This is a genomic window from Spirosoma migulaei, assembly GCF_054776855.1.
The window spans coordinates 459,171-471,741 of sequence record NZ_BAAHBG010000033.1 but is presented as its reverse complement, the minus strand read 5'-3'; the positions used below and the strand labels follow the sequence as shown (position 1 = coordinate 471,741).

Sequence of the window (12,571 nt, the reverse complement as noted above, 5' to 3'; positions counted from 1 at the left end):
TTATGACTTACCAGGAAGCTTACGACCAACTAACTACGCTGGTTGATGAAATAGAAAATGATGAAGTGCCACTCGATGAGCTACCAGGTAAAATCAGACTGGCCGCCGAGTTGATTGCGTTCTGTCAGGAGCGGTTGCGTGCCGTCGAGACGGAGTATCAGGAAGTTATAGAACGGTTACCCAAGCGATAAATCGGGATTTTATTATTCGGCCATGTGCGAGCTTTGCTAATCCTTGCCTAATTTTATCCCCTGTGTGAATCCCACTGGTACTACTATGCCCGGGTAAGGTTGTGATGTAAGAATTAGTACCCATTTACTGCCTGATTGAGTCTGTTGATTATATGAATTTATTTGCCAATCTAACGAATGTATTAAACTCGGACGTTCTGTCGCGTATTGCTACGTATATTGACGAACCCGCCGAAAAAACCAGTAAAGCCATTAATGGGCTCGTCTACACCATCGTGGGTGGACTGATGAAACGCACAACCAGCGAAATTGGCGTTAATCAGCTCTATAATCATATCCAAAAAGGACGATACGACGGTACTCTGACAGAGAATTTAACAACTGTATTACGCGATCCGGCCCTGACCAATACGCTTATTACGCAAGGTAACGACGTGATCAGCCACTTACTGCCTGCCATGAAAAGCTCAATTGGCAGTATGATCTCAGGCTATGCTGGTATTCGTAACTCGTCGGCCATTGCCCTATTGGGCTTAACGACTACGATTGTGCTCCATGTGCTGGGCAAGCAGGTAAAAGACCAAAAATTAGATGCCGATGGGCTAGCTACTTCGCTGTTTAGCGAACGGGATGCATTTGTCAATGTAGTGCCCGACGATTTTATGCCCCAGTTGGTTGAGAAAGTAGGGCTCCATCAGGTTGTTGCTGGGCTGGCTATGCCTGCACGACGATCAACCACTGAATCATCAGGCCGCTCAACCACTACTGCGACCCGTCCAGTCATTAGTTACGAAGCACCCGATGATTCTGACTCTGAAAATGAAACACTAACGAAATGGGGTGTAGGTGCATTAATAGCCGTAGCACTGGCTGTTGGTGGTTATTATCTGTATCAGAATACCCAAAAATATTCGGACGGACAGGAGGAAGCCCGCGATGTTACCACCGTTACGACCGATACCATTCAGGCAGATACTGTTGCACGATCGCTGGCAGTTCCTAAAGAACCAACCGTCAAAACGGCCCCCAAGTCAACTTCTGCCACCGCTACAACCAGCCTGGCAGGTGTTACACCCGTTACGTCTACCAGCGCTTTAACGCAACAAATGGCACCTTATCTGGGCAATGCGGCACTACCTAAAGGTCGTGTATTTCCACTCACAGGCATAACATTCCAGCCCGGTTCGTTATCAATGACGGCCAGTGGGCAGGCAACGGTTGGGGAATTAGCCACTATTCTGAAAACATACCCCCGTTTGCAGGTACAACTTGTAGGCTATGCCAATGATGCGAAAGGTGATTTAACTAATAAGAGCCTGTCGTTCAAGCGAGTCAATCAGATCAAGCAGCAATTAATGTCGTCGGGCATTGATTTTGTTCGCATTGATGCCATTGGCCGCGGAACGGGCGTAGCTAAAAACGATACATCAGGTATTGCGAAGCCAACGTTACGAAAAATTGACCTGAAAGTGGTGGTTAAATAATACTGTATTCCAATCGTCGACATAAACATAAAAAAGCCTTTCCAGTAGTCCTGGAAAGGCTTTTTTATGCCCTGTAATTTTTCAGCTTATGACCCAGATCGTTCAGAAATCTGCACATTTTCTCTAAACAACTTCTGATAGTGACAGTTCATACCCTTTAGTAACGAACCAACTACGTGTTATGAACACAGGAACAGGAAAAACCGCTCTGATTACAGGTGCCTCTAGTGGTATCGGTCAGGAACTCGCCAAACTGTTTGCACAGGACGGCTATAATTTAGTACTCGTATCTCGCAGCGACGACAAGCTGGATCGCCTTGCCGAAGTCTTCAAAAGTAATTACGGTACGCAGCAGATCACGGTCATCGGTAAAGACCTGGCTACGGAAGATGCCGCTCAGGATGTTTACAATCAGGTTAAGGCAAAAGACATTACGGTCGATGTGTTGGTCAACGATGCCGGGGTTGGGCTGTATGGTCTCTTTGCCACTGACACCGACTGGGAACGAGAGAAGGCAATGATCCACCTCAATGTGCTGACATTGACTCAGATGACGAAGCTGTTTTTATACGATATGCTCGCGCGAAACGAAGGTAAGATTCTGAATCTGGCCTCCTTACTCTCCATTACGCCTACCCCACTCATGGCCGTTTATGCGGGAACCAAAGCCTACGTCTACAACTTTACGCAGTCACTTATTAATGAGGTGAAAGACACTAACGTGACGATTACGGCCTTATTGCCTAACGCTACGGACACCGACTTCTTCCATAAGGCTGGCGCTGAAAATACCAAAGTAACGGATGAAGTTCAGGACCCCGTTATGGTAGCTAAAGCAGGCTATGATGCACTCATGGCGGGTAAATCTAAAGCCATTCCAGGGGGCCTGAAGAATAAGTCGTATGAAGTAATGTCTTACGTTGCTCCACAAGAAGCTCTGGCGGCTGTTATGCGTGGTAAGATGGCGCAAAAGCCTGAACCAGAAGAAAAAGAACCCACCATTTCCCTGGCCTGGGGCATTGGATTTGGTATAGCCGTAGTGGCAGGCATTGCCCTGACAATCGGTTATAAAAACACCAGCGATTTTCAGAAAGCCCGTTATCGGTACAAAGCTAAATCGGCAGGGAACGCCATATCCGATACGCTGTCGTCTGTTTTGGATACAGTTGTTGAAACTGTTGCTGATGCGTACCAGAACACGAAGGCTAAGGCGGAAAAGATTGTTGCAAAAACGGAGGATGTTGAAGAGGAAGTAGCTGCCTAATTTTTTTGACAGGGTTTAGGGGATGAGCAGGATTGAATTCTAGAGAAAAATTCTGTTTTATCCCCTAAATCCTGTCGTGAAAACAATTCTGTCATGAAAAACTCATCATTTTGGCGAATTGCCACTGCTGCCCTTGCCGTTGGCAGTATCATCTACACAACCGTATCGAGCAATCGGTCACGGCAGGAAAGTAAAGAACGCAAAGAATCTGAACAGGGTGGTCTAGCCTATGAGTATGATGTTCCGGAAGAATACGAACGCGTTTTCGAGAAAAACATGATCGTTCCGGACGGCTGGACTTTTGGTGTTGTCTGGTCAACGATCTATTCTGGCCTGACCGCGATGATGGTTCACCAAGCCCTTCCTTCGCAGGAGCACAACCCACGTTACCAGAAAGCTTTGCCCTGGTGGTGGACCAGTTGGGCGCTCAACGCTATTTTTGGCCGGTTCTTTTCTCAGAATGATCCACGAAGCATTGTTATTTCCGACCTCACAACGAAGTTTAACTTACCAGCGGCTTTAGCCTTACACCAAAGCCTGGAAATCGGCAAAACGGACGTCCCCTCGCCCGAAAAATACCTTCGTATTCCGATAAGTCTATATGCGGGCTGGCTCACAGCCGCCACAGTAGTTGGTACGCCTAATACCATATTAACGTTGAACGCCTGGAAGCCTGACGAAGAACGCGACGAACCGGTAGCAGCGGGTATCCTGGCCGCTACCGCGGGGGCGGGTTACCTCATTGCCCGGCGACTTAACGATCCCTGGTATATGGTACCGTTCGTAGCTGGTTTTACTGGTATTGCCACCCGCGATTGGCAGAAACAACCTGTTGTAGGCTGGACAGCCGCTATTTTGGCCGCAGCCTATGCTGGTTTGCTGACCTACTGGCTTCCACAAGGCAAGTTTCATGAGTATGACAACGGTGTCATCTACGATGCAGAAGCCGAAGTACTGGCAGGGCCCGTTGAAACGAAAGAACCTTATCAAGCCCAAATTGCCCGAGAGCGCATGAAGCCAATCGAAGCTGAAGGGCTGGATTAAGTAGAAAAGCCGCCTTGTAATCACAGGGCGGCTTTTTTGTTAAACGTTGCTAATGGAGCCATGCCATATGATGCTTTTTTCTAGCAGACTCGCCTAATCAATCCAACATAACAGATTGATAAATGGCAAATACGTACACACAATTATACGCTCAACTTATCTTCGCAATAAAAGGCCGCCAAAACCTGATTGCTTGCGCGCACAAAGCGGAACTACATCAATACATAACCGGCATCGTACAAAAACGAGAGCAAAAACTACTGGCTATTAATGCGATGCCGGATCACATTCATTGCTTCATTGGTTTTGCACCTTCACTTACGCTTTCAGATTTGGTTCGCGATATAAAATCGTCATCATCAGGTTTTATCAAAGAGAAAGGGTGGTGTAAGCAATCGCTTGGCAAGAAGGTTATGGTGCATTTACCTATGGACAATCACAGGTTCACGATGTGATTCAATATGGGTTAAATCAGGAAGAACACCACCGAAAACGTACCTTTCAAGATGAATATCTGGCATTTTTAAAGCGTTTCGAGGTGCAGTATGATCTGAAATATGTATTCGACTTTTACGCCCAGTCGGATAATATCAAACCCAAAGAGTGATTCCACTGATCACACTAGAGCCCTACGATAGTCACCTATCAATAATATAATTCTTATTATAAAGCCCTGTCAGGGGCGACCTATCAATAGCAACGCCCTTAACTATACATTTTCAAAGCCCTGTAGGGGCGGCCTAACTAGTTTCGCATTTTTAGGTCGCCCCTACAGGGCTTTACTGGATTTAACGTCTTGGTGTGCTATTGACAGGCCGCCCCTAACAGGGCTTTGCTTTGATCAACATTTTACTCGAGGTATCTATATAAACCATATCCAACCAAAGCCAATCCTAATAAAACGGTAAGAATTGCATTAAAACCAGTACTAGTTCTATCATTAAAAACAATAGTTACTGGGTCTTCGGGATCATACCAGATTGAAATTTTATCTCCTTTCTTTAAGTTAGTTAGCCCTCCTTTCAATTTCCCTGCGACCCATTGATCTTTCTCGTTTTGATAACAAACTGTCGTTACTGTCTGAGAATGAATAGAAATTGGCCCAATCTAAAATCGAAAATCAGGTTTCTCAACAGAAAAGACATCAGCTTCTACTACTTTGCCAAATCTCTTTAAACGAGTTATTGCTTGATACATCCGACCACCAGTGTATAATGCAATTAGGCCGATAATGGTACACCAAAACATATTCAGTACTATTTACGACATTCTGACACAATGAAAAGCAGAAATCACGCAATTTCCGCCAAAATGTCCGAAAAACCACCTCGGCCCGTGATTTGTTATTAAGTAGTCATCCAGTAAAACACCCTAATCCTCTCAACAGTCATGGACTTTAAAAATTACACCATAAAAGCACAGGAGGTCGTACAGAAGGCGTCGGAGATTGCCCTCGGTAACGGCCAGCAAGGTATCGAAACGGGACATCTGCTTCAGGCTATTCTGTCGGAAGACGAAAACGTAGTTGGGTTCATTGCGAAAAAGACTGGGATCAATCTACAAAATACAAATGCGGCTCTACAAGCTATTCTGACCACCTATCCCAAAGTTTCGGGAGGCAACGGCAGCGTGTACCTGAGCAACGATACGGCCGCGGCCCTGGCCAAAGCCAGCAGCTATACCAAAGAATTTGGCGACGAGTTTGTGAGCGTCGAACTGATGCTGTTAGGACTAATGGGCGGCAAAGATCAAATTGCAACCTTATTAAAAGATGCCGGTTTCAATGAAAAACAAACGAAAGCGGCTATCAACGAACTTAGAAAAGGAAACTCGGTGAAAGACCAAAACGCAGAAGCGAAGTATCAATCTCTGGAACGTTTCAGTATCAACCTGAACGAACGTGCCCGCACGGGTAAAATTGACCCGGTGATTGGCCGTGACGAAGAAATCCGGCGGGTGCTGCAAATCCTGAGCCGCCGAACCAAGAATAACCCAATTCTGCTCGGCGAACCGGGCGTTGGTAAAACCGCCATTGTGGAAGGACTTGCCCAACGGATCGTATCGGGCGACGTTCCTGAAAACCTGAAAACTAAAACCATCGTCTCGCTCGACATGGGCTTGCTAATTGCGGGTGCCAAGTATAAAGGCGAGTTTGAAGAACGTTTGAAAGCCGTTATCAAAGAAGTAACGGATTCGGATGGACAAATTATTCTGTTCATCGATGAAATTCACACACTCATCGGCGCGGGTGCCGGTGGCGAAGGAGCCATGGATGCGGCAAACCTGCTCAAACCTGCTCTGTCTCGTGGGGAACTGCATACGATTGGTGCGACTACGCTGAAAGAGTATCAGAAATACATTGAGAAAGATAAAGCGCTCGAACGTCGGTTTCAGGCTGTTATGGTCGATGAGCCCGACATGCCCGATGCTATTTCGATCCTGCGGGGTATCAAAGAGAAATACGAATTGCACCACGGGGTCCGAATCAAAGACGATGCCGTAATTGCCGCTGTTGAACTTTCGACGCGCTACATCACGGACCGTTTTCTACCGGACAAAGCTATTGACCTGATGGACGAGGCAGCTGCCAAACTCCGCCTGGAGATGGACTCCGTACCCGAAGAACTCGATGAACTGAACCGACGCATCATGCAGTTGGAAATTGAGCGGGAAGCTATCCGTCGCGAGAACGACAAGGAAAAGGAAACCGTACTCAACAAACAGATCGAAGATCTTAGTGAACAACGAAATAGTCTGAAAGCCAAATGGGAAACCGAAAAAGCATCGGTCAACGAAGGAAGAACGCTGAAAGAAGAGCTTGACAAACTGAAGCTGGAAGCTGACCAGGCCGAACGCTCGGGCGATTATGGCAAAGTAGCCGAAATTCGCTACGGCCGTATTCCCGAAATTGAGAATAAGCTAAATTCCCTGGCTAAAGAAGGTTCTGATAAAGACTCGTCGGATCGGATGATGCAGGAAGAAGTGACTGCCGATGATATCGCCGAAGTAGTGGCAAAATGGACCGGCATTCCGGTTTCTAAAATGCTGCAAAGCGACCGGGAGAAGTTGCTCAACCTGGAAAAAGAACTTGGCAAACGCGTAGCCGGACAAGCTGAAGCGATTGAAGTCGTGGCCGATGCGGTTCGTCGGAGCCGGGCTGGCATGCAGGACCCGAAACGACCTATTGGTTCGTTTATCTTCCTCGGTACTACAGGCGTTGGTAAAACCGAAGTAGCCCGGACACTGGCCGAGTACCTATTCAACGATGAGAACGCCCTTGTGCGGATTGATATGTCGGAATACCAGGAACGCCACGCCGTTAGCCGATTGATTGGTGCTCCTCCGGGATACGTGGGCTACGACGAAGGGGGGCAGTTGACTGAAGCTGTTCGCCGGAAACCCTACTCGGTGGTGTTGCTTGACGAAATCGAAAAAGCCCACCCCGACGTTTGGAACATCCTGCTGCAAGTGCTCGACGAAGGCCGCCTGACCGACAACAAAGGCCGTGTAGCGAACTTCAAGAACACGATCATCATCATGACCTCCAATATCGGTAGCCATCTGATTCAGGAGAAGTTTGCCGAGGACGAAGGCTGGAACCACTCGCTGGTGCTGGAAGAAGCGAAATCGGCCGTGCTGGAGTTGCTTCGGCAGACCATTCGCCCCGAGTTCCTGAACCGGATTGATGAAATCGTCATGTTTGAGCCGCTGACGAAAGCCAACATCCGCAAGATTGTGGACATTCAGTTCCGGGGCATTAAGCAACGACTCGCCGAAAACGGCATCCAGCTCGACGCCACCGACGAAGCGCTGACCAAGATTGGCGAAGAAGGTTTCGACCCACAATTTGGTGCCCGTCCGCTGAAACGCGTGTTACAACGCCGGGTGCTCAACGAACTCTCGAAGAGCATACTGTCGGGCGAAGTCAAGAAAGATTCCGTTGTATTGATGGAGTTGAACGACGACGGCGAGATTGCCTTCACGAACCTGGATGCCCATATTGAGAATTTGTAATTGATACTGATACATTATGGTGTCGGTTAAGCATTAAATAGCTAATGACTTAACCGACACTTTTTTCATTAAAAATATCAGGACATATTAAAATAAAATCTACCAAAAAAAACATAAATATAGACCATATTACTATTTAAAATAAAATGCAACAAATACCTATTTACTACTGCCTAAAATGTTGTCATCAAGCGCCTATATCTAATGTTTTTTTTCAGCAAAATTCTAATTATACAGGGAGCAGGGATCAGATCAAAAAATACACTAAGCATACAAGTATTCTTAACCTAAGCCATCACACCTCTATTTTTACTGACCCCAATAGATACTGTGAATATGTTAACCTGACTAAAGCTTCAGGTAGCATTGAAATTGATCAAGATGGTCATAAAAATCTATTGTATGACACACAAAGTCCTATCGGTAAAATATTAGATATATCAGGATCTGCAATATTAAACTCCACGATAAAGCTGGTACAAGGTGGTAAGGAAAAAAGACAACACGCTTATCCAACAGGTTCAATTAATAATAATATTTGTTCTATATGTGGAGAATATATTGCCCAGAATCCCGCAACAACTAGCGGAATATTTGTGTCATCAGTACCCTTAATTGCCATCACAGTCATTTCTCCCTATATTTGAACAAAGACACGAAGCTATGAATCTACAAGTCATTCACGATAGCAAGGGTAATCCAACAGGCGTTTTTATTCCCATGCCTGACTGGAAACTACTAAAGAAGCAGTACGCTGATTTGGAACAATATGAAATCGGGGAACCAACTAAAGAGCAGTTGATTACTGAATTGAAGGAAGCTATTCAAGAACTAAAAGCCGTTGAGCAGGGAACTAAACAAGCTCGGCCTTTAGCAGATCTGCTCAATGAGTTATAAAGTTCTGACGCTATCCGTTTTTGATAAACAATTGAAACGGCTGGCAAAAAAGTATCCGTCCATTAAAGCCGATTTAGTTCGTTTAGGCCAAGAACTGGTCGATAACCCTACATTAGGCAAATCGTTAGGCAGTAACTTATACAAAGTAAGGCTTAAAATTACATCCAAACGAACCGGCAAAGCAGGCGGGGCTCGTGTCATTACGTACGTCAAGATCATCAATGAGACGATTACGCTGTCATTTATCTACGACAAAGCAGAACGAAGTACTATCTCAGACGACGAGTTGGACAATTTATTGAAATTACTGGAAAGCGATTAAACTGTTTCCTATGAGTCGTTCAATTCACAAAACACCTATTCTGGGAATCACTACCGCGAGCGCTGAAAAGCAAGACAAACGGTGGGCAAACCGACGGTTACGACGCATAAACCGTGTTCGTATTCGGAAAGCTGATGAACCTGCCCGGCTACTTGAAGTCAGTAATGTTTGGGATTTCAAAAAAGACGGAAAAATGTATTATTTGAGTCCATTAGCGGCTTGGTTACGCAAGTGAAGAAGATTTTTTTCTCAGATCTCCCAACCTCCATCAAACAAAAAAGCACTCCTCCCGAAGTGCTTTTTCCATTTACCAAAAACTCCTGCCCTACCGTCTGCGACCAAACAGGCGCAGCATGTAGAGAAACATATTGATGAAATCCAGGTAGAGCCGTAGCGCCCCCATGATGGCTCCTTTACGCTCTTCGTCAGTACCAGCATTGCCGATAACGTTCATTTCCTTGATCTTCTGGGTATCGTAGGCGGTCAAGCCAACAAAGATCAGTACACCGGCATAGGTCGCGATCCAATACAGCGTTTCGTTCTGCCAGAAAATATTTACGACCGAGGCAATGATCAGTCCAATGAGGGCCATCATCAGAAAACCACCCATTGAGGTCAGATCACGTTTGGTGAAATAACCAAAGGCACTCATGGCTCCAAATGTCCCGGCTGTGACAAAGAACGTCGAAGCTATTGACCCACCGGTATAGAGCATAAAAATCGACGCCAGCGTCAGTCCATTCATAACGGCGTAACCCAGAAACATGGCCGTTGCGGTTCGTGCCGATACCCGTTGCACTGCCGCCGATAGCGATATGACCAATAACACTTCGCCAATCAGCAAGGCATAGAAAACCAGTCGATTACCAAAAATGAGTTCCAGTACGGCGGGCGTGCTGGCTACCCAAACAGAGACGGAAGCCGTCACGAGTAAGGCAACGGTCATCCAGCCGTAGACTTGGGTCATGAAAGCCGCCTGCTCGCGTTTCACTTGGTCGGCCGTCAGAAAAGGGTGCTGGCGTTCAGGGTAGGATTGTGATTCCATTAGAGTAAATAGTTTTGACGTCCGAAAGAAAGCTAATGAATAGATCAGATGCAACTAAGTGACTAAGAGGGCCTATTTACAATCCGTTAATAATCCGGGCATACACATTATTGGCAGTATTACCATCATATCCTTTTGTCGCATCATCACTGATGTTCACCGTAATAGTGGATGTACTACCCGAGTTCGCACTCGTACGGGTGACGCTAAAGCCCAGTGCAACCTTGCCCCCTGCTCCAATAAACTGATTGGCCTTCATGACTAAAGAGAGTTGCCGGTTTGCCAGCGAACTCGTCACTAACCAGTTTGAATTATCGATCGCTACCGGATTCTCTGTCCCACCCAACACATTGATACGGGTACTGGACGGGTCAAAGGAGATCGTATAGCCAGCGGGAGCGGTGATGGTTATGGCTACATTGCTCATGGTTGTTGGCAATCCGGCTACCTCAAAGAGGTTGACGACCAGATTGGCAACACTACCTATTGCCGCAAAATTAGCCTGCGGCAAAACCAGTGTAGGCGTTAAATCTGTACCGGCCAGGGCTAAACTAGCTGTATTGGAACAACCAGCACTGCTCGTAACCGTTACCGAATAAATACCCGATGCGTTGACAATAGCCGTACCAGACGTAGGATTCTGGCTCACCAAACCAAGGCCTCCAAACGCATAGGACGTGCCGCCCCCTGCCGTCAGTGTAACACTCGTTAAGGTACCACTCAGCGGGCCGTTGTCTTTCAAGGTGGCTGTAGGTAACGCGTTGAGCGCAATCACGATCCCATCGCTTTTAACCGATGGTTTATTACTCACCACCCGGACTAAATACCCAAATTTTGTTGAATAATATCCGGTCGGTATTTTTCCGGTTATGGTAGTTCCATTGGTGCCAATACCGCTTGCCAGCGTTGTGGCCATGCCGAAGCTATCGACAAGTTGTAGGCTGAACGTATTATCTGGCTCAAAGTTGCCACTTACGGTAAACGACGCATCAATTGTATTTCCAGGACAAACACTAGTAGTACTCACACTGTTTAACGTGATAATAGGGGTACTTGCTGGAAACTGAATCTCCGCATTATACACCGAATTTGCCCCGTTGCGAAAATACGCATTCTGAACATCATACAGTGGCATCCACTTATAGACGACAACCGAGTTGTACGTAGCTTTAACCAGAAAATTGCAATATTCTATATTCCAGGGGAATCCACTGGATAGTGGATAATAGGGATTTCTTGAGAATGAATAAATCCCGTTTGGGTTAGTTATGACTGTATAAATTGCGTTCCCAGTAACGGCATTAGAATACCAATTGACAGTATATATATCCAGTTGTACATTTCTTAGCGGTTTTCCCTGCGAGTCAATAGCCTTTATACCAATTGAGTTAGGGAATGCATCTGTTATCCAGGTATCTCCAACAATAGGATCTCCTCCCGTAGCGTTCAATAAATTTGTCGTATGCTCATCCCAGACAACATTGCCATAGGGATAATTCATGATCGAGTTTACGGCCGCAAATGAAGTGCCATTCACCGGATTCTTTTGAGCGTCTACCTGTAACGCATAGATATCAATTGCCCCGCGGGCGTGCCCAAATTCATGCGTTAAACCATCAGTAGCTGTCTGCGCAAAAGGCCCATCGAAATAATCCCATTTCCAGTTGTGGTAGATAGTCTGACTACTACCATACCACCCTCCTCCTGAGGTAATATCCGAAAACCCATTAATCACAATGCCGTACATATATCTGGGGTGCGGCCTGGCAATTTCGTCACCTACTGCACCGTCAAACACATATACAGAATCGACCCGAAAGTTATAGATACCGTTGAAGTTAGGCGAGCTGTTAAAATTGGCGTTGATGGTAGCCAACTGCTCGTTTACAATCTGGGTGATCGTCTTCGAATACGCAAGTTGATATAAATCGGCAGTACGTTTCTCTACAGCTACTACCACACTAAACGTCCAGGTTGGTTTGGCAAAGAGCGGGTTGCCACCCTGTATGGCAACCCCAAACATAGTTAAGAGCAGGTAACGTAGAAAAAGAGCCATAAGTGGAGTATGTATATAAACGAGCTGTTAAAATAGCTCCGTAAACTACCCTCCATTTATAGGATTTACGTATGACTTACCTCAACGAAGTGGCTGATCTTTCTCTACCGGGCCAGTCCATCCCGACGGGCCCGGTCACGCACGCGTTGCGCTCTGGCCTGACTGTCGGGGTGTGATGACAGGAATGTTGGCCCTCCCTGTATCGATTCTGGCATTACGGCCGTCAGCCCATTGGGTGTCGCTTCGGCCGGAAA

General features: G+C 46.4%; 11 protein-coding genes and 2 pseudogenes. 10 read left to right on the top strand and 3 right to left on the bottom strand.

What is annotated here, in order from left to right:
* Positions 1 to 2 precede the first annotated feature (2 nt).
* The 10 genes and pseudogenes from xseB (at position 3) to ACYVGO_RS31755 (ending at position 9,451) form a co-directional block, all read left to right on the top strand.
* Positions 3 to 191 (top strand): exodeoxyribonuclease VII small subunit, encoded by a 189-nt coding sequence (gene xseB / locus ACYVGO_RS31800; RefSeq protein WP_142774470.1) that lies wholly within the window; start codon positions 3 to 5, stop codon positions 189 to 191.
* 152 nt (positions 192 to 343) lie between these two features.
* The gene (locus ACYVGO_RS31795) at positions 344 to 1,675 is read left to right on the top strand and encodes a DUF937 domain-containing protein (protein WP_460972764.1); all 1,332 of its coding nucleotides are present in this window, start codon (positions 344 to 346) and stop codon (positions 1,673 to 1,675) included.
* Between the two features lie 181 nt (positions 1,676 to 1,856).
* The gene (locus ACYVGO_RS31790) at positions 1,857 to 2,939 is read left to right on the top strand and encodes an SDR family NAD(P)-dependent oxidoreductase (RefSeq protein ID WP_142774472.1); all 1,083 of its coding nucleotides are present in this window, start codon (positions 1,857 to 1,859) and stop codon (positions 2,937 to 2,939) included.
* Between the two features lie 93 nt (positions 2,940 to 3,032).
* A complete protein-coding gene (locus ACYVGO_RS31785; RefSeq protein ID WP_460972763.1) occupies positions 3,033 to 3,983 on the top strand; it encodes a TspO/MBR family protein in 951 nt (316 codons plus the stop codon).
* Between the two features lie 122 nt (positions 3,984 to 4,105).
* Positions 4,106 to 4,590: pseudogene (gene tnpA / locus ACYVGO_RS31780) on the top strand (IS200/IS605 family transposase).
* A gap of 782 nt (positions 4,591 to 5,372) precedes the next feature.
* Positions 5,373 to 7,997: an ATP-dependent chaperone ClpB gene (gene clpB, locus ACYVGO_RS31775; protein WP_460972762.1), complete on the top strand. Its 2,625-nt coding sequence runs from the start codon at positions 5,373 to 5,375 to the stop codon at positions 7,995 to 7,997.
* Positions 7,998 to 8,143: 146 nt separating this feature from the next.
* Positions 8,144 to 8,644 (top strand): hypothetical protein, encoded by a 501-nt coding sequence (locus ACYVGO_RS31770; RefSeq protein WP_460972761.1) that lies wholly within the window; start codon positions 8,144 to 8,146, stop codon positions 8,642 to 8,644.
* Between the two features lie 16 nt (positions 8,645 to 8,660).
* On the top strand, positions 8,661 to 8,894 hold the full coding sequence (locus ACYVGO_RS31765; RefSeq protein ID WP_460972760.1) for a hypothetical protein: 234 nt from the start codon (positions 8,661 to 8,663) through the stop codon (positions 8,892 to 8,894).
* Positions 8,884 to 9,216, top strand: coding sequence for a type II toxin-antitoxin system RelE/ParE family toxin (locus ACYVGO_RS31760; protein ID WP_460972759.1), 333 nt, complete (start codon positions 8,884 to 8,886; stop codon positions 9,214 to 9,216). The genes ACYVGO_RS31765 and ACYVGO_RS31760 overlap by 11 nt, the downstream gene beginning before the upstream one ends.
* 10 nt (positions 9,217 to 9,226) lie before the next feature.
* Entirely contained in the window at positions 9,227 to 9,451 is a 225-nt protein-coding gene (locus ACYVGO_RS31755; protein ID WP_460972757.1) for a hypothetical protein, read from the top strand.
* A gap of 90 nt (positions 9,452 to 9,541) precedes the next feature.
* Here the strand turns inward: ACYVGO_RS31755 and ACYVGO_RS31750 are convergent, their stop codons facing one another.
* The 3 genes and pseudogenes from ACYVGO_RS31750 to ACYVGO_RS31740 form a co-directional block, all read right to left on the bottom strand.
* The gene (locus tag ACYVGO_RS31750; RefSeq protein ID WP_460972756.1) at positions 9,542 to 10,261 is read right to left on the bottom strand and encodes a Bax inhibitor-1/YccA family protein; all 720 of its coding nucleotides are present in this window, start codon (positions 10,259 to 10,261) and stop codon (positions 9,542 to 9,544) included.
* Between the two features lie 76 nt (positions 10,262 to 10,337).
* Positions 10,338 to 12,317 carry a hypothetical protein gene (locus tag ACYVGO_RS31745; protein WP_460972755.1) on the bottom strand — a complete coding sequence of 660 codons (1,980 nt, stop codon included), beginning with the start codon at positions 12,315 to 12,317 and terminating at the stop codon, positions 10,338 to 10,340.
* 104 nt (positions 12,318 to 12,421) lie between these two features.
* Positions 12,422 to 12,571: pseudogene (locus ACYVGO_RS31740) on the bottom strand (hypothetical protein); the annotation flags it as partial.